The sequence below is a fragment of the Thermostichus sp. OS-CIW-20 genome, from assembly GCF_054061455.1.
Window position 1 is genome coordinate 17,456 of sequence record NZ_JBSSEF010000011.1, and the last position, 16,763, is coordinate 34,218.

A 16,763-nucleotide genomic window follows, 5' to 3' on the forward strand; every position below is an offset into this window, starting at 1 on the left:
GACTTCGTTTGCCGGATCGGGGTCAGTTCTGGATCTATGCACTGGAAAGGTCGGGTTGCCTACTTGGCAACCCTGCATCGCAAAGAGCAGGTGATCGGCCCTCTCTTGGCCCACCACCTGGGGATCCAGGTGCAAGTGATACCTCTGGACACCGACCAACTGGGCACCTTCTCGCGGGAGCGGCCCCGACCGGGGGATCCCATCCACACCCTACGCCTGAAAATTGAGAGAGCCCGCCAAGCTCATCCCGTCTCCTTGGTTTTGGCCAGCGAGGGATCCTTTGGCCCCCACCCCCAGATCCCTTGGATCCCTTCGAATCAGGAGTGGGTCATGCTCAGGGTTTTTGAACCCGGCGCGGAGCCCTTGGAGCTGGTCGGCTATGCAGAGAGCACCCAAACCAATTTCAGCCATCGCTGGGTGCAGAGCTGGGCAGAAGCGCTGGACTTTGCCCAAAGGGCGGGTTTTCCCCAGCACGCCCTGATCGCCCTCGACCAGCCAGAAAAGCCCCAGGTTATCCACAAAGGAATCCAAGACGAAGCAACCCTGAAGCAGGTGGTGGGGGAGCTGCTGGCTCGGCAGGGTGGCCTGCATCTGGAAACCGACATGCGGGCCCTGCACAACCCAACCCGGCTCCAAGTCATCGCAGCCGCCACCCAAAACCTAATCGCCAAAGCCCAAAGCCTGTGCCCGGCCTGCGGCACTCCCGGCTACTGGCAGATCCGCTCGGTCTCTGGACTGCCCTGCGGCCAATGTGGCGCCCCCACCCCCGTGGCCAAGGCTTGGGTATATGGCTGTTCCCGCTGTTCTCACACCCACACCGAGCCTGTGGCAGAGCCTTGGGCGGATCCCGCTCAGTGTGCTTTCTGTAATCCCTAGCCTTGTCTTGAGCCCGACCTCAGGCTCTCCAGAGCCGGCATTGTCATCCCCGCAGAGGAGTTGTAGTCGTTTCAGGTTAGGGTGAGACACCTGGGCTATAGAGAAAAAGCCCTTCGCTGTATGCACTCAACGTTTCAGACGTGGGTGCAGTGTCCTAGTCTGAATCGAAATGACCATAAAGGAAGGTTTGAACCAAAAAAGGGATCCACTGCAGTGGATCCCCTAACCAGCTATGAACCTGCAAAAGAGGTCAACTCATCAGAAGTTGAACACAGCCCGCAGAGCACCTACACCAATGGTTGGGTCGTTGTCTCCCGGCTTGCCACCATTGGGGTTGCTCACAAAGTAGGCCGCCGGGGTAAGGGTGAGGTACTCGTTCACCGGGAAGCTGTAGTAAACATCCACAATGAACGGGCGGGTATCCCAAACTCCTTCATTTTTGGTGGTCACAATTGGCTGGCCAAAAACCACACCCCCTTGAGCACCCTCAATGAACAGATCTGGGAAGGCGAAGCCAAACAGGAATCCGTTAAAATCTTCATCACCCGGATCGATGGTGCCAGCCGGTACCACATTGGGCAAGTTGTAATCCACATTGCCAGCAGTAAACCAGCCAGATACGATGACGCGGGGGGTAATCTCCCAGTTGGCAGCCACAGAAAAGGCGTTCACCCGTGCAGAGGTGGACACATTGGTTACTCTCAGAGGGCCACGGAAAAGAGCTGTACCGTTGGCCAAGAACTCAGGGCCATCGTTTGCCGTCTGCAGATAGGTACTGGCAAACTGCAGGTAAATCTCTAGATTTTCATTCGGCAGGAAGCCCAGCTCCACCGCGTGGGCACTGTCGCTACCGGTTATACCGCTGTCGCCGAAGCCCTTGCCCAAGGCTTGAGCGTTCGTGGTGCTGTAGCTGTAGGCCAAGCGTAGTTGATCCGAGAGTCGGTAGCGGAAGCCAAACAGAGCTCCACCTGGCACGTCCGCCGTGGAGTTGGGAGCATCAGCAAAGTCGGAGAGAGCTTCGAAGGGTGTGCTGTAGTTGAATACATCGAACACACCTGAGCCAACGATACCCGTGTAGATGGTGGCTGCTCGGTTGAAAGCTGGGAATTGGTAGATCAGCTTGGCCAGGGTGAAAGTGCCGCCGCCACGGCCGCCAAACTCAAGGCCGGGATCCCCATCAAAGAACTCAGTCACAGCATCGCGAGCTTGGAGACGAATGCGCAGGCGATCGCGACCCACAAAAGAAGCATCGAAGTTCAAGCGTACCCGATAGGGAAGAGTCATGTTGGCTTGGTTTTGCTCTGCCACTACCTTCCCATCAACAACTCTGTCTTCCGTGAGAGCGCTGCCTACAACAGCGGCGATGACTTGGGCATTCAACTTGGTAACCGGGTTGAAGACCTTCCCTTTCAAATCAGTAACATCGGCCTCCAGGGCATCCACCCGCCCGCGTAGGGCTGCCAGCTCAGCAGCAAATTCCTCTTGCAAGCGCTGCAGAGTGGCCAAGTCTTCCTTGGAGACTTTGTCGGCCAAACCGGCTGCAATCAACTCATTGATGCGATCCAAGCAGGCGTTCATACCGGCGGCAAACTCAAAGCGAGTCATGGCCCGGTTGCCGCGGAAGGTGCGGTCAGGGTAGCCGGCAATACAACCGTAGCGCTCCACCAAGGATTGCAGGGCTTGGAAGGCCCAGTCGGTGGGCTGCACATCCGAAAGCTCAGAGATGGAGGTGACCGGCCCGGTAGCTTGGGCATAAGCCACTCCAGGGGTCAGGATCGCTGCTGCACCCAGAGTGCCGGCCAGCAGCGTTTTCCAGTAGTTCGCGTGTTTCACGGGCATGTTTCTCTCCTTGTTCTTTTCCTCACACCTTTTTGGCTGTAGGGATGTCTTCTAGAGGTAACCAATTGCCTAACTCAAGAACAAGTCTGGCAACTGCGGACTTCGGTGAAGACATGATGTGGAGATTATGATACAGCCGAAGTCCACATCCTCTTGCTGTCCGGCCTGCCCTACAGTTAATGCGGTGTCCCCACATCTGTGGCCAAGACATGGGTATCTGTTCCCGCCATTCTCACACCTACACCGAGCCTGTGGCAAAGACCTGGGCAGATCTCACGCAGTGCGCTTTTTGTAGCCCATGGCCTCGTCTTAAGCTCAACCTCAAGCTCTTCAATGTCAGCATCCTTATCCCCACAGAGGAGTTGATTATTCTTATTCAATGAAGAGATCCACCGTAGTGGATCTCTGCCTGGCAATTTGGCTGTAAGCGTGAGGAGCTAGGAACTAGAAAGTAAACACAGCTCGCAAAGCCCCCACACCAATGGTTGGGTCGTTGTCTCCTGGCCTGCCTCCGTTGGGGTTGCTTACAAAATAGGCAGCAGGTGTCAAGGTAATGTACTCATTGACCGGGAAGCTGTAGTAGACGTCCACAACGAAGGGGCGAGTATCCCACACTCCGTCGTTGTCTGTGGTCACGATTGGCTGCCCAAATACAATCCCGCCTTTGGCACCCTCCACGAAGAGGTCGGGGAAAACAAAGCCAAGGAGGAAACCGTTAAAGTCTTCCTCTCCCGGATCCACAGTACCAGCCGGTACCACATTGGGCAGGTTGTAATCCACATTGCCAGCCGTAAACCAGCCAGACAAGGTAATGCGAGGGCTGATCTCCCAGTTGGCTGCGAACGTAAAAGCATTCACCCGTGCAGAGACATTGACCTGCGTTCTTCTTACCGGCCCGCGGAAGAGACTTTTACCCGTGGCCAGGAAGGTAGGACCGTCATTTGCTTGCTGCAGGTAGGTGGAAGCAAACTGAAGGTAAAACTCCAAGCCCTTGGTTGGCAAGAAGCCCAGCTCGACGGTGTGAGCGCTATCATCACCTGTCAAGCCACTGTCGCCAAAGCCTCTCCCCAGAGCTTGACCTCTTCTGGTGCTGTAGGCGTAGGCTAAACGAAACTGGTCGCTCAAACGGTAGCGAAAACCAAATAAGGTTCCGCTGGGCACATCTGCCGTAGAGTTGGGAGCATCGGCAAAGTCCGACAGAGCATCAAAGGGCGTGCTGTACTGCAGAACGCTAGACACCCCTGTACCTGTAATACCTGTGTAGATGGTAGCAGCGCGGTCGAAAGCAGGAAATTGATAAACCAGCTGGGCAAGAGTAAAGGTACCGCCCGCACCTCCTTGGAAGCCAACGCCTGGGTCACCCTCAAAGAAGGTGGTTACCGCATCGCGAGCTTGGAGACGAATGCGCAGGCGATCGCGACCCACAAAAGAAGCATCGAAGTTCAAGCGTACCCGATAGGGAAGAGTCATGTTTGCCTGATTTTGCTCGGCTACCACTCTTCCTTGTACGACCCGGTCTTCTGTAAGAGCGCTACCAAGAATTGCGGTAATGACCTGAGCGTTAAGCTTGGTAACTGGGTTGAAGATCTTCCCTTTCAGATCGTTAATATCAGCCTCTGCCGCATCCACCCGCCCGCGCAGGGCTGCCAGCTCAGCAGCAAATTCCTCTTGCAAGCGCTGCAGAGTGGCCAAGTCTTCCTTGGAGACTTTGTCGGCCAAACCGGCTGCAATCAACTCATTGATGCGATCCAAGCAGGCGTTCATCCCAGCGGCAAACTCATAGCGGGTCATGGCCCGGTTGCCGCGGAAGGTGCGGTCGGGGTAGCCGGCAATACAGCCGTAACGCTCGACCAGAGATTGCAGCGCCTGGAAAGCCCAGTCAGTAGGCTGCACATCCGAAAGTTCAGAGATGGAGGTGACCGGCCCGGTAGCTTGGGCATAAGCCACTCCAGGGGTCAAGACTGCCGCTGCGCCCAGGGTGCCAGCCAGCAGCGTTTTCCAGTAGTTCGCGTGTTTCGCGGGCATGTTTCTCTCCTTGTTCTGTGTCCTCACACCTGTCTCGGCTGTGGCGATGTCTTCTAGAGGTAGTCAACTGTCTAACTCAAGCACGAGTCTGACAACCGCGGACCCTCGAAGAACATGGTACAGCCCTGTTTCACATCGTCTACCACTTTACACACTTTTTGAATGAGACTCAACGTGAGGCTCAACGGCGGCAGACGCTCCAGGCCCCATACCCATTACTTTACCTCAGGGATCCGACCCTGACTAGCGGGTGCACGCCAAAGCCGAGACAGAGCTCCTAAGTCGCGGGCTGAAGCGGGGATGGGCGGTACCGGACTCGAACCAGTGACATCCTGCTTGTAAGGCAGGCGCTCTACCGCTGAGCTAACCGCCCTGGGGGATCCCAGTCCACCGAGTTTAGCATTCCCAAAGAACTATTTCCCCATGCCCAGGCTTTGCGCCTTCTGGTACACCTTCCCCTCGGTCAGGAGGGAGGGGGCGATGCAGATCTCCACCTGCTGCATTTCTCGGAGATTGGCAGCCCCCAGGGTGGCCATGCTAGTGCGCAGAGCACCCCAGAGGTTGTGGGTGCCGTCATCGAGGCGGGCGGGGCCGCACAAGATCTCTTCCAGGGTGCCGGTGGATCCCACGCGGATGCGGGTGCCGCGGGGCAAGATGGGGCTGGGGGTAGCCATGCCCCAATGAAAGCCGCGACCGGGGGCCTCATAGGCGCGGGCCAAGGGGGATCCGATCATCACTGCATCGGCTCCACAAGCGATGGCCTTGCAAATGTCGCCACCGGTCACCAATCCCCCATCGGCAATCACAGGGACATAGGTGCCGGTTTCCGCCAAAAACTGCTCCCGTGCAGCGGCACAGTCGGCAATCGCTGTAGCCTGTGGTACCCCCACCCCCAACACGCCGCGGGAAGTACAGGCAGCGCCAGGGCCGATCCCCACCAAGACACCGGCAGCTCCGGCCTGCATCAGCTCCAGAGCGACATCGTAGGTAACGCAGTTGCCCACCACAACAGGAATGGGCATCGACCGGCAAAATTGGGCCAGATCCAGCAGTTCCATGCCTTCGGGAACCTTGTGGTGAACGGAAACCACCGTGGCCTGAACGAAAAACAGATCCCCCCCGGCTTCAGCCACCAGGGGGCCATATTCAGCTGCGTGGGCGGGCACACAGCTAGCGGCCGCGATGGCGCCGGAGGCTTTAATCTGGCGGATGCGCTCTTGGATTAGCTCCGGCTTGACCGGCTCGCTGTAGAGGCGCTGCATCAGAGGCACAAACTCGTCTTTGCCCACCGACGCGATCTGAGCCAAAACCTCATCGGGATCAGCATAGCGGGTTTGGATCCCATCCAGGTTCAGCACCCCGAAGGCCCCCAGCTCCGAGAGCAAAATGGCCACTCGCACATCCACCACGCCGTCCATGGCGCTGGCGATGATGGGGATTGGCCTTTGGATCCCTCCCAGGGTGAAGTGGGTGTCCACCAAGCTGGGATCCAGGGTTCGCCTGCCCGGCACCAGCGCAATCTCATCCAGCCCGTAAGCGCGTCTTGCCTGCCGATTGCGCCCCAGTTGTGCGTTCATTTCCCTCCCCTCTGACAGGATCCCTTCTTCCTATCATGCCGCCAACGTGTGATTTGAGACTAGCAAGAGCCGGGTTTTCCCTCCGGTTTAGCTTCGCTTGTCTCTGCCTCAACGGAAGTCTGGCCGGTCTGGCAGAAGCCATACCCTCGCCCGAGTTAAAGCCCTTGTGGAGTTTCCGGCGAGGAAACAGGGCTCTTCCCTTGCAATGAGGGGGGCAGGGGAGTGAAAATGTGGCCTTCTTGCAGGTTGCCGAAGCTGTGGCAGCGCTCGGATCCCCAGCGGAAGCCGTAGAGGGCGATGTAGGCGCACATTAAGGCATCGACTTGGTCTTCGTAGTTTTTGAGTTGGCGGCCCCTAAGGGATCCCACCTCCACTTGGAGCAGGGGCTCGTGGCCTTGCAGAGACGGATCGGCGCTGGCCAAGGCGCGCAGATGTTGCTGGTACAGCCGCCACGCCTGTTCTCGTTGCAGCCAGGTGCGGCGGGGACGCGCTTTGTAGGGGAGGCTGCGGCTGAGGCCAAACAGGCTCACCATGGCGCTGTGGGGGAAGACTTCGGTGATCTGCCGGGCCAGGGATCCCTGCTCGATGCTGGCCTGCTCGCGAAAGCCATAACGGGAGAGAGCTTGCACCAGGGCCTCCCCTCGCACCTGGCCGTTTTTGGCCAAGAGGCGGCGGTTGGCCGGGTGGGCGCCAGCGGCATAGGCGCGAAACACCCGGTTCAGCTCGGCTTCCGCCCGCCGCTGGCCGCTGGGGTTGGGGACGCGCAGGGGGGCATCCACCGCCACCAGGCAGGGATCCCCTCCCGCTTGGGCTTGGATGTAGTCCACAATCTCCTGGTCGGTTTGCAAGAGGCGGTTGTCCCGCAGGTGGCCCGTCAGGTTCGGGGCTTGGGGATCCCCGCTCTCAACCTCCAGCGTTGCCACGCCAGAGGGGTTGCGGGCCGACCAGGCCAGGTCTAGGCCAATGCAGATTAACCGTGCCACGCCGCCTTCTCCTTCCGTTAGTAGGATGGCTCGCCCTCACCCCCCGGACGCCTGGGAGAGGGAAATGCCCAAGAATAAAGGGATCCCAGCCGGGATCCCGGAAGATGGTTGCTCTGACAAGGCAGCAGACTTTCCGCTAGCTGGCGAAGCCTCTGCCTCTTCCTGCCCGAAGATTAGTAGTCGTAGTCATCCACGCCGCCGCCACCGCCAGCGGGCTTGTTGCTCTTGGGCTCCGGCTTGTCCACCACGATGGCCTCGGTGGTGAGCACCATGCTGGCAATCGAGGCGGCGTTTTGCAGGGCAGAGCGAGTGACTTTGGCCGGGTCAACGATGCCCGCCTCAAACATATCCACATAGGCGTCGTTCTGGGCGTCGTAACCCACCGTGAAGGGTTTCTCTTTCACCCGCTCCAGCACGATCGAGCCGTTCTGGCCGGCATTCTCGGCAATGCGGCGCAGCGGAGCGCCCAGCGCGCGGGCCACCAGCATGGCCCCTACCAGCTCATCGCCGGACAAGTTGGCCTGCGCCCACTCCGTTACCGCCGGCATCAGGTGCGCCAGGGTAGTGCCGCCGCCGGGGACGATCCCCTCTTCCACCGCCGCCTTGGTGGCGTTGATGGCGTCCTCCAGGCGCAGCTTGCGATCCTTCATCTCAGTTTCGGTGGCCGCGCCCACTTTGATCACCGCCACACCGCCGGAGAGCTTGGCCAGGCGCTCTTGCAGTTTTTCTTTGTCGTAGGTGGAGTCGGTTTCTTCAATTTGGCGACGGATTTGCTCACAGCGGGCTTTGACAGCCGCTTCGTTGCCTTCCGCCACGATGGTGGTGTGGTCTTTGGTTACCGTGACGCGACGGGCCGAGCCGAAGGAGTCGAGACGGGCGTTCTCCAGCTTCAGGCCGCGCTCTTCGCTGATGACCTCACCGCCAGTGAGGATGGCGATGTCTTCCAGCATGGCCTTACGGCGATCCCCAAAGCCAGGCGCTTTCACCGCCACCACGCTCAGCACGCCCCGCAGCTTGTTCACCACCAGAGTGGCCAGGGCTTCTTTCTCGATGTCTTCGGCGATGATCAGCAGCGGACGACCGGCGCGGGCCACTTGCTCCAGCACCGGCACCAGGTCTTGTACCAGGGTGATTTTCTTATCGGTAATCAGGATGTAGGGGTTTTCCAGAACCGCCTCCATCCGCTCCGTGTCGGTGACGAAGTAGGGGGAGATGTAGCCTTTGTCAAAGCGCATCCCCTCCGTCACTTCCAGCTCAGTGGTCATGGACTTGCCTTCTTCCAGGGAGATCACCCCTTCGCGGCCCACTTTGTCCATGGCCTCGGCGATCATGCGGCCCACTTCCTCATCGTTGCCGGCGGAAATGGCCGCCACCTGGGCAATGGCTTTGGAGTCTTCCACCGGGCGGGCATGTTCGGCGATCTTGTCCACCAGGAACTTCACGGCTTTGTCGATGCCGCGCTTGAGGGCAATCGGGTTGGCGCCGGCGGCCACGTTTTTCAGCCCTTCTTTAACCATGGCGTGGGCCAGGACGGTGGCGGTGGTGGTGCCGTCCCCAGCCGTGTCATTGGTCTTGGAAGCCGCCTGACGGATCAAGGAGACGCCAGTGTTTTCAATGTGGTCTTCCAGCTCGATCTCTTTGGCGATGGTTACCCCATCGTTAACAATTTGGGGTGCGCCAAACTTCTTCTCCAGGACGACGTTGCGCCCTTTGGGACCCAGGGTAACGGCTACGGCTTCTGCCAAAATATCCATGCCGTGCTCTAGAGCGCGGCGGGCTTCTTCACTGAAGATGATTGATTTGGCCATAGTCAACCTCTCCGATGCAAATGCAGGTAAGGGTGAAACAGAGTCTTAAGGATTCAATCGTTCGTTGAACTGCTGCTGAATCACTGACTATTACTGAACAATGGCGAGAATGTCCCGCTCGGCCAACAGCACATATTCATCGCTGCCCAGCTTGACTTCGGTTCCGGCGTACTTGGAGTAGAGCACTCTGTCGCCGGCTTTCAGTTCCATCGGGATCAGCTTGCCCTCGTCGTTGCGCTTGCCAGGGCCAACAGCAACCACTTCCCCCACCTGGGGCTTTTCCTTGGCAGTGTCCGGCAAGAAGATCCCACCTGCGGTTTTCTCGTCCTGCTGAGCGATTTTGACCAGCACGCGGTCGCCCAGCGGCTTCAGGGTAGAGACGTTAAGAGCTACTGCAGCCATGACGAATGTCCTCCGTGATCCTAAAGCACGAAGCTGAAGTTTTCATTTCCATTAGTTCCACTTCCCCGAAGGGAAGCGACTTAGCACTCTCGACTTACGAGTGCTAGTTTATCAGCCAACTTTCTGGCCTGACAATAGCCTCTGTCGGTGGGATCCCGCTTTTGGCGGGTACGGTCGGGGTGCGGATCCCCCTACTTCTGGGCCTGTTGTGGGATCATGGCCTGAGGTAGGTTGGGCAAGCAGGTGCGGATCCCGTTGTTTCAAGTGGATGCGTTTACGGCAGTGCCTTTTAAGGGCAATCCGGCAGCGGTGTGTTTGCTGCCTCAGGAGCTGCCGGCAGCTTTGATGCGAGCAATTGCGGCGGAGAACAATCTGTCGGAAACGGCTTTTTTGCTGCCCCAGGGATCCGAAGGCGAGGTTCCCCACTATGGGCTGCGCTGGTTTACTCCCACCACGGAGGTAGAACTCTGTGGCCATGCCACGTTGGGCAGCGCCTATGTGCTCTTGACCGAGATTCACCCGGAAGCTCAGGGGGTGGCCTTTTCCACCCGCAGTGGCCGGCTGCAGGTGCGGCGGCAGGGGGAGCGGCTGGCGATGGATTTTCCCGCCCAGTTCCCGCAACCCTGGCCGGAAGGCCAAGAGCAGGTGGCTGCGGCATTGGGGATCCCTCCTCTGGAGTTGTACCGCGGCAGCATGGGGGTAGCGGTGCTGACTTCGGCCCAGCAGGTGCAGCAGCTGCAGCCGGATTGGGAGCGGGTTCAGGCACTGCCTGTTTCTGGGTTGATCGTCACTGCCTCGGGAGGGGATCTAGAAGACCAGCCAGATTTTGTCTGTCGTGTTTTTGCCCCCCAGTTGGGGATCCCGGAGGATCCGGTGACCGGGTCTGCCCAGTGCCTGTTGACACCCTATTGGTCGCAGCGCCTGGGCCGGACTGAGCTCAAAGCCCGCCAGCTCTCGGCGCGGGGAGGCGAGCTGTGGTGTCGCGATCTCGGCACTCGGGTGGAGATTGCCGGGCAGGCGGTGCTGGTGATAGCGGGAGAGCTGAGGATTCCCTAAAAAAACACCCCGGCTGGCTCCGAGGTGCTGGGAAGACTCTCGCGAAGAATAAGTGCGCAAGCTAGCCCAAAAGTTCTGCCGCCTGGATGAGCTCCACTTGCTTTTTCTTGAGCACTAGCAGAAGCTGGGTGATGGCCACCGCTGCCAGGAAGGCCACCAACCACTTCACCCGTTCCGGGTTCTGCAGCACCAGATCCCGCTCCACTTGGCCAAAGCCGCCCACGTTGGGGTTGTTGGTAACCGGATCCCCTTCTTGGACGCTGTCGCCAATGTTAACCAGCAACTCCGGCCCCGGCGGCACCACCAAGTGCTTCAGTCCGCCTTCAGTCTCGAAGCTGAGCACCCGCGTGCCCGGCAACTCGTATTCGGGCGGCACCAGGGCGGCCAGCTCAGGCGGCAGATCGCTGAGGTCAGATTCGATGGTGGCGATGCTTGTCAGACGACCCGTGGCAGGAGCGCGGAAGACGTTGTTGTTGCTGAGGCTGCCATCGGGGTTGATCTGGCCACGACCGCGGTTGGCGCCAATGTAAACCCGATATTTCATGAAGGCCACGGAGGGATCCTCCTTCGGGTCAGGGGCGACCACCGGGAAGACGATTTCCTGGTGCTGCTCGCCGGGCAGGGGACCCACCAGGAGAATGTTGGGCTTCTCGTCGCTGTAGGGAGTGATGTAGGTCTCAGCGGTTTCCTGGCGCTGCTCCTCCGTCATCTCCTCCTCGGTGGCCAGGCGGAAGCCTTCTGGCAACACCACCACAGCGCCAACGTTCAAGCCGCCCTTGCTGCCATCCGCCAACACCTGTTGCTTGCTCAAGTCATAGGGGATCCCGACCTTGATGGTGAACACCTGGCCCGGGGTAACTGCCTGCGGCACTTCGGCACGGGCAGGCATGGCGTTCAGGTGGCAGTTGGCACAGACGATTTTCCCGGTGGCCTCGCGCGGGTTGTCGTAGGCCATCTGGGCGTAGTACGGATAGGCTGCTGCCGGACGGGATCCCGTCCCCAGCAACAGCAGCAGCGCACACAAGGCCAAGTAAATTCGCTTCATAAGTTAGCTCAGAATCTCAATCAAAATTCTCGCAAGCCCTTTGGGGCAATCTGATACATTTACGCTGAACACTGCTGAACATCACTGTTCAACTATGCAGCGATAGCATTCTGCTTGTTTCCATTCGCGTTAGCGGGACGGAGTCCAAACAGAATGGCGGTATCCCGCAAAGCTTTGAGTAGAATACCCAAAGCGCAGTTTCCGTGTCGTCTTACTACCAATTTTCTGCTTTGCTTTGGCTACCATGTTGGCAGACTCGAAAGTAAACAGAAAGATCAACTGGTAGTAATCCGTACTGAACATATTATACATTATTTTCAGTATAGTTGAGCTTATTATTGACTAGAGTCATGCTCCTCAAAGCTCACAACTCATGCTCTAGCCAGGACTAGCGCAGCAACCTCTCTGGCCTTTTCCCCCACTTCTGACCCGGCTGTGGCCCCTTACAGGGGTCTCTCTGGAGCCTATCGTAACGCCTCAGGCCTCGCGGAAATCGGGGCCTTGCCAGGGGCTGAAGCGAACGTTGTCGCCGTCCACCGTGGCGCTCACCAGCTCCAGGGAGCGGGGAGCCGGCCCCCGGATGACCTTGCCGTTGGCCGCGTACTGGGATCCGTGGCAGGGGCACTTGAACAGGTTTTCCCCCGCGTTCCAGGGCACCACACAGCCGAGGTGGGTGCAAACCGCGTTGAGGCCGTAGTTGGCCACCGCCCCGTTGTCGATCACAATGTAGGTGGGATCCCCCTTCAAGCCTTGAGCCAGCACGCGATCCGTGGCGGCGTGAGTGGCCAACAGCTCACTGACGCTGATGGGCTTGCCGAGAGCATCTTGAGCTATCACACCTTCTCCTGCCCCACCGGAAGAGGGCGGAATAAAATACTTCACCACCGGGTAGAGGGTGCCCACCACCACCACCCCCACCGAGCTGCTGAGGAGGGCATTCAGAAAAACCCGCCGGCTCATGGGGGGTGCCTCGAAGTTGCTAACCGCTTCCGTCATAATGGCCAGTACAAACCTGAGAAGTTTTAATGTTCGTTGACAAACGACATCATCCTAACCGAGCTCCTTGGCTAATATCATTAAGAAATGCAAAGCTAAAGGAAGTGCAAGGGAAGAGGCGGCGGTTTTTCTGCTGCGGCCCAGCTCAGTCCCAACCCAATCCGAGCCAGACCATGACGGGATCCGACTTTCAAGCTTTGCTGCGGGAGAAGTGGGGCTATTCCTACGACGTGCAACTGCGCCGCATGGGGGGCAGGGTGGTTCTGTTGGTGATGTGGCGCTACCTGGAGCAGCCCTCTTTCCCCTTGAGCGAGGCCGAGTATCTGGCTCGCCTGGAGTCTGTCATGGCCCATTTGCAGGCGTGGGGCGTGTGGGAAGCGGTGCAGCGAGAAATTGAGGCTACCCGTCAGAAACCCCGCATAGGCAAGGCGGTGGCCATTCCTTTGAATTTGCAAGGGGTGGGAGAGCGCGCCTCCGAGTGGCTGCTGTAGTCTTCCTCGCCCCCGGCTCTTCCCTGAAGGGGAGTTTGCAATTGCAGCAACCGACAGGTTCGTCCCTATGACGAAAACTCCAGACCTCAGCCGGCCTGCGGCTATCCAACTTCCACCAGGCCGGCCTGCAAGGCATGCAGGAACTGGCGGGCGGTGCGACCGGAAAAGCCGTTCTGCTGTTGCGCCCAGAGGAGGGCTTGGCGGCGCAAGGTATCTAAAGGGTGCGGGAGGCCCAGCCGTTGCGCCAGGTGTTCTACCGTGGCCAGGTAGTCAGCTTGGCTAAAAGGGGTGAAGGTAAGGGTAAGGCCGAAGCGATCCCGCAGCGACAGCTTTTCCTGCACCGTATCCCAGGCGTGGACCTCTTGATCTTGGGGACTGGGACGATCGCCAAAAAACTCGCGGATAAGGTGGCGGCGGTTGCTGGTGGCGTAGAGACGGACGTTGGGCGGTGGTGGAACAAGATCTCCTTCCAGGAGCACCTTGAGCTGCTTAAACTCAGTTTCGTCGGCCTCAAAGGAGAGATCGTCCACAAACAGGACAAAGGGCAGCCCCCACCCTCCCAGATCTGCCAAGATCTGAGGCAATTGACCCAAATCTCCCCGTCTCAGCTCCAAAAGGCGCAGCCCCTGGGAACCGTAGCGGCGCAGCAACGCCTTCACCAGCGAAGACTTGCCGGTGCCCCGCGCCCCATAGAGCAGCACATGCAACGCCGGATCCCCCCGCAGCAGGGCTTCGGTGTTGGCAGCCAACTGCCGTTTCTGCCGTTCATAGCCGTAGATCTCTTCCCAGTCGGGCAAGTCGGGAGTGGGGATCCCCTCTAGCCCTGCCGGCCCCCAGCGAAAGGCCCAATAGCGGCCACAGAGCCCCACCCCCGCTCGGCGGTAGTGGGCGATCAGCGCCTCCAGGCTCAGGCCCCAGTCGGCAAAAGAGCGCGGATCCCAGCCAGGGCTCTCCCCTTCCCCATCCGGCCAAGGGATCCCCAGGCCCAGCGCCCGCATCTGCTCGGCAATGGTCTCCTGGCTATCGGCCAGGATCTGCAGGCAGCGGAGATCGTGGCGGGCCGCTTGCACAAGGGGGGCTGGGATCCCTTGGGGTCGAAGCGCCGCCCGCGAGAAAGGGTTATCGGCCCAGCGGATCTCTCGGATTAGCCACTCCCGCCAGCTCAAGCCCTCCTGGGCCAAAAGCTCAAACCAGCGTCCGTAGGCTCTCCAGCAGGGCAAGGGATCCCCGCTCATCAACTCCTGGGTGAGCTCCTGCCAGGTCAGGGCCAAGGGGTGGGCGCAGATTTCCCGAAACACCAGCAGCTTAGCCGCCGCTTCCGCCGCTTCTTCGAGGGGGGTCATCGCTTCAAGTCGCTCTAACTTGGCGTTGTCAAAGGGGCTGGGGGTGAGGGCCGGCCCAGAGCGCTTAGCGGGCATTGTCCCGCCGGCCCAGCTCGTAGAGGCCACCGCCAACGCAGGCAATCAGACCCCAGGAGACGGCCCAGCTGTTGCCCAAAGAGAGTTCGGTGAGGGCCACCACCACCGCTGCTGCCAGCAAGAAAGGAAGGACGCTGAGCAAAGAGGCCAGAGCTCCGCTGGGATCCCAGGCCAACTGTTTTTCCCAACCCTCCTGCAGGCGGCGGTGCAGCGGCGACAAGCCCCACATCAGCCCCAGACTCCACAGGGCTGTGGCCGCCCACAACGAAGGGCGGATCGCCTCCAGTCCCCCCAGTTCAACCCCCATAGCATCCATCGGCCAGCTCCCAACCTTGCCTTTCTAGGCTAGCGAGATTGGGCCCACTCAGTGGCGGTGATGGTGGTGCCGGGAAATTGGATGGGATTGCCCAGGCTCTGGATCTGGGCCTGGAGAGCCGGCAACAGCCGCAAGTCCAGCAGCGGCTCGCGCAGGATCTCCGCCGGGATCAGATCCCGCTCCAGGGCAAAGTGGGCCGTGTGGCCGGCGGCTGTGCCGATGGCCCATTCCACCGGGTGCACCCGATAGGAGGCGCTGGCAATGCGGCTGGTGGCAATGTTCTTGTTGCCGGCCAAGAGGTTGTCGATGCGCTGGGGGATCAAAGCCCGCAGTGGGATCTGGTAGGGGTAGCTGGGGGCCTGGGCATTCTGGTTGTGGCTGGGGGGCAGGGAAAAATCCGGCAATAGACAATCGTGAAAGTCGATGGGGTACTGGCCCACCCCCACCGAGTCGTAGAAAATAAAGGGCCGCCCGCGATTGAGCTCCGATTCTCGCGTGGTGATATCCGACTCGTAGATGGTAAATCCCTGCGGGTAGGCAGGGCTGGGCCGACCGATGATGCGCCGCGACTCGCGAATGTAGGGGTACTTGGAAAGGCCGCTGGCAGTTCCCATGGGGCTATCGGGCCCCCGCAGGTAGGCATAGCGCAGGTAAAAGTCTTTTTGAAAGTCGGGATCCGCCTGCTGCAACAGAAAATCCGTCCGCCCCGCCACCAGCCAGTAGAAAAAGCCCTTGGCATGCTGCTCGGCCCGCCGCAGCGCCTCCACCCGCAAGCCCCCCATCCAGCCGCCGGGATCCAGTTGGCCTGAGGCTTGCAGTTGCTCGTGGGTGAGAATCAGGTTCATCTCCGGCCCGGTGATGCGCCAGTCGTTGCCCCAGGTCCAGTTTTGCATGGATTGATCCCCCACCCGGATGGCCTCTTCCCCAAAGCCAAACACCTGGCCGCGGATGCGGCGGTAGGTAAAGACCATCCCAAAGTTAAAGCGTGGATGTTCAAAGCTGTAGTAGGGGCCGTGCAGCGGGTCGTTGTAGAACTTGGGCTTGATGGGCACCTGCGGCACAGCAGAGCGCTCCATAACAAAGGTGTAGGTAAACCCCTGGGTGCAGTAGGGATCCCTGTAGGGCTTGGAGCTGGGCTCCCAGCGGCTTTCCCCATCCGTGCCAAGGCGGTAGGGCACCCGCGCCAGCGGCAGCAGCTCGCCGGTTTCGGTAGCATCGATAACCACCCAGGGCAGGGTTTTGCCTTGGCGTTCTGGCGGCGGCTCAAAGCGCAGGATCTCTTTGTCCCAATCCTCGGTGGGCTCTAGGCGGTAAAAATCCAGAAAGTAGCTGGAGAGATCCCCCCGATTCTCCGGCTGGACGCCGGCGTGTTTGGGGATGTTGCGGATGGCCTGCACGCTGCGGATTTGGTAATCCTCGATCTGCAAGTCCTTGACCACCGTCTCGGTAAACAGCCGCAACTGCCCCGACTGCAGATAGGGATCCACCATCTCCCGCAGGACCTGGTGGCCCACCTGGGGCGAGAAGCAGAGCACACTCACCCAGCACTTGCCGGGATTGGGATCACCGCCGTACTTTTCCCGCACCCGGCGGCGAAACTCTCTATAGCCCTGGGGAAAGATCTCGTTTTCCCGCTGCAAGGGCCGCTCATCCAAAGCCGAGACCCCCTGGGCGCTCACCTGGCCGCCAATCCAGTCGGTGATCTCGGTCATGCACACCTGTCGGCCCAGTTGCAGAGCCTCGTAGGCCGCTGCCACCCCCCCCAGCCCGCCCCCGGCGATGAAGATCTCACAGGGGATGCGGGTTTCCGACAAGGGCTGGGCCAGAGCCGCCCCGGCGCCCAGGATCCCGGCCCCCGCAAGGCCGCCGCCCCATCCCTTGAGGTTGAACAGAAGTTTCATCCCACCTCCGCCCCGTAACTGGGCCTGTCG

General features: G+C 59.9%; 14 protein-coding genes and 1 tRNA gene. 3 read left to right on the forward strand and 12 right to left on the reverse strand.

Features of this window, described 5'->3' with window-relative positions; all coding sequences use genetic code 11:
- The first annotated feature begins 36 nt into the window (after nucleotides 1–36).
- On the forward strand, nucleotides 37–876 hold the full coding sequence (locus ACVWXC_RS06050) for a DUF6671 family protein (protein WP_457391683.1): 840 nt from the start codon (nucleotides 37–39) through the stop codon (nucleotides 874–876).
- A 258-nt stretch (nucleotides 877–1,134) separates the two neighbouring features.
- Here ACVWXC_RS06050 and ACVWXC_RS06055 read toward each other — a convergent pair whose 3' ends face one another.
- The 7 genes from ACVWXC_RS06055 to groES form a co-directional block, all read right to left on the reverse strand.
- Nucleotides 1,135–2,715, reverse strand: coding sequence for an iron uptake porin (locus ACVWXC_RS06055; protein ID WP_457391681.1), 1,581 nt, complete (start codon nucleotides 2,713–2,715; stop codon nucleotides 1,135–1,137).
- A gap of 444 nt (nucleotides 2,716–3,159) precedes the next feature.
- Nucleotides 3,160–4,740: an iron uptake porin gene (locus tag ACVWXC_RS06060; protein WP_457391679.1), complete on the reverse strand. Its 1,581-nt coding sequence runs from the start codon at nucleotides 4,738–4,740 to the stop codon at nucleotides 3,160–3,162.
- 301 nt (nucleotides 4,741–5,041) lie between these two features.
- Nucleotides 5,042–5,113 (reverse strand) — tRNA-Val (locus ACVWXC_RS06065).
- A gap of 40 nt (nucleotides 5,114–5,153) precedes the next feature.
- Entirely contained in the window at nucleotides 5,154–6,317 is a 1,164-nt protein-coding gene (locus ACVWXC_RS06070; RefSeq protein WP_457391677.1) for a GuaB3 family IMP dehydrogenase-related protein, read from the reverse strand.
- A 155-nt stretch (nucleotides 6,318–6,472) separates the two neighbouring features.
- The gene (locus ACVWXC_RS06075) at nucleotides 6,473–7,300 is read right to left on the reverse strand and encodes a DUF429 domain-containing protein (protein WP_011430256.1); all 828 of its coding nucleotides are present in this window, start codon (nucleotides 7,298–7,300) and stop codon (nucleotides 6,473–6,475) included.
- Between the two features lie 173 nt (nucleotides 7,301–7,473).
- On the reverse strand, nucleotides 7,474–9,108 hold the full coding sequence (gene groL, locus ACVWXC_RS06080; RefSeq protein ID WP_011430255.1) for a chaperonin GroEL: 1,635 nt from the start codon (nucleotides 9,106–9,108) through the stop codon (nucleotides 7,474–7,476).
- Between the two features lie 90 nt (nucleotides 9,109–9,198).
- Nucleotides 9,199–9,510 carry a co-chaperone GroES gene (gene groES, locus ACVWXC_RS06085; RefSeq protein WP_414508742.1) on the reverse strand — a complete coding sequence of 104 codons (312 nt, stop codon included), beginning with the start codon at nucleotides 9,508–9,510 and terminating at the stop codon, nucleotides 9,199–9,201.
- A gap of 243 nt (nucleotides 9,511–9,753) precedes the next feature.
- Between groES and ACVWXC_RS06090 the strand changes: the two genes are divergently transcribed.
- Nucleotides 9,754–10,566, forward strand: a complete 813-nt coding sequence (locus ACVWXC_RS06090; protein WP_011430253.1) for a PhzF family phenazine biosynthesis protein — start codon at nucleotides 9,754–9,756, stop codon at nucleotides 10,564–10,566.
- A 61-nt stretch (nucleotides 10,567–10,627) separates the two neighbouring features.
- Here the strand turns inward: ACVWXC_RS06090 and ACVWXC_RS06095 are convergent, their stop codons facing one another.
- Both ACVWXC_RS06095 and ACVWXC_RS06100 read right to left on the reverse strand, forming a co-directional pair.
- Nucleotides 10,628–11,611 carry an apocytochrome f gene (locus tag ACVWXC_RS06095; RefSeq protein WP_457391674.1) on the reverse strand — a complete coding sequence of 328 codons (984 nt, stop codon included), beginning with the start codon at nucleotides 11,609–11,611 and terminating at the stop codon, nucleotides 10,628–10,630.
- Between the two features lie 477 nt (nucleotides 11,612–12,088).
- Nucleotides 12,089–12,607, reverse strand: a complete 519-nt coding sequence (locus tag ACVWXC_RS06100; protein ID WP_011430251.1) for a cytochrome b6-f complex iron-sulfur subunit — start codon at nucleotides 12,605–12,607, stop codon at nucleotides 12,089–12,091.
- Between the two features lie 173 nt (nucleotides 12,608–12,780).
- Here ACVWXC_RS06100 and ACVWXC_RS06105 point away from each other — a divergent pair, with 173 nt between their 5' ends.
- A complete protein-coding gene (locus ACVWXC_RS06105) occupies nucleotides 12,781–13,098 on the forward strand; it encodes a DUF3067 family protein (protein ID WP_041439037.1) in 318 nt (105 codons plus the stop codon).
- Nucleotides 13,099–13,199: 101 nt separating this feature from the next.
- On the opposite strand, the gene ACVWXC_RS06110 is transcribed toward ACVWXC_RS06105, so the two are convergent.
- From ACVWXC_RS06110 to ACVWXC_RS06120, 3 genes are read right to left on the reverse strand one after another with little or no spacing between them, the layout of a single operon-like run.
- A complete protein-coding gene (locus ACVWXC_RS06110) occupies nucleotides 13,200–14,546 on the reverse strand; it encodes an ATP-binding protein (RefSeq protein ID WP_240527913.1) in 1,347 nt (448 codons plus the stop codon).
- Nucleotides 14,506–14,832: a hypothetical protein gene (locus ACVWXC_RS06115; RefSeq protein WP_011430248.1), complete on the reverse strand. Its 327-nt coding sequence runs from the start codon at nucleotides 14,830–14,832 to the stop codon at nucleotides 14,506–14,508. Before ACVWXC_RS06115 ends, ACVWXC_RS06110 begins: the two co-directional genes overlap by 41 nt.
- Nucleotides 14,833–14,861: 29 nt before the next feature.
- On the reverse strand, nucleotides 14,862–16,733 hold the full coding sequence (locus ACVWXC_RS06120; RefSeq protein ID WP_457391671.1) for an FAD-dependent oxidoreductase: 1,872 nt from the start codon (nucleotides 16,731–16,733) through the stop codon (nucleotides 14,862–14,864).
- Nucleotides 16,734–16,763: the final 30 nt, after the last annotated feature.

Excerpts from the sequence above, each read along its gene's own strand:
- ACVWXC_RS06050 (WP_457391683.1), top strand. The coding sequence starts at position 37 with ATGCACTGGAAAGGTCGGGTTGCCTACTTGGCAACCCTGCATCGCAAA.
- ACVWXC_RS06055 (WP_457391681.1), bottom strand. The coding sequence starts at position 2,715 with ATGCCCGTGAAACACGCGAACTACTGGAAAACGCTGCTGGCCGGCACT.
- ACVWXC_RS06060 (WP_457391679.1), bottom strand. The coding sequence starts at position 4,740 with ATGCCCGCGAAACACGCGAACTACTGGAAAACGCTGCTGGCTGGCACC.
- ACVWXC_RS06070 (WP_457391677.1), bottom strand. The coding sequence starts at position 6,317 with ATGAACGCACAACTGGGGCGCAATCGGCAGGCAAGACGCGCTTACGGG.
- groL (WP_011430255.1), bottom strand. The coding sequence starts at position 9,108 with ATGGCCAAATCAATCATCTTCAGTGAAGAAGCCCGCCGCGCTCTAGAG.
- groES (WP_414508742.1), bottom strand. The coding sequence starts at position 9,510 with ATGGCTGCAGTAGCTCTTAACGTCTCTACCCTGAAGCCGCTGGGCGAC.
- ACVWXC_RS06095 (WP_457391674.1), bottom strand. The coding sequence starts at position 11,611 with ATGAAGCGAATTTACTTGGCCTTGTGTGCGCTGCTGCTGTTGCTGGGG.
- ACVWXC_RS06100 (WP_011430251.1), bottom strand. The coding sequence starts at position 12,607 with ATGACGGAAGCGGTTAGCAACTTCGAGGCACCCCCCATGAGCCGGCGG.
- ACVWXC_RS06105 (WP_041439037.1), top strand. The coding sequence starts at position 12,781 with ATGACGGGATCCGACTTTCAAGCTTTGCTGCGGGAGAAGTGGGGCTAT.
- ACVWXC_RS06115 (WP_011430248.1), bottom strand. The coding sequence starts at position 14,832 with ATGGATGCTATGGGGGTTGAACTGGGGGGACTGGAGGCGATCCGCCCT.
- ACVWXC_RS06120 (WP_457391671.1), bottom strand. The coding sequence starts at position 16,733 with ATGAAACTTCTGTTCAACCTCAAGGGATGGGGCGGCGGCCTTGCGGGG.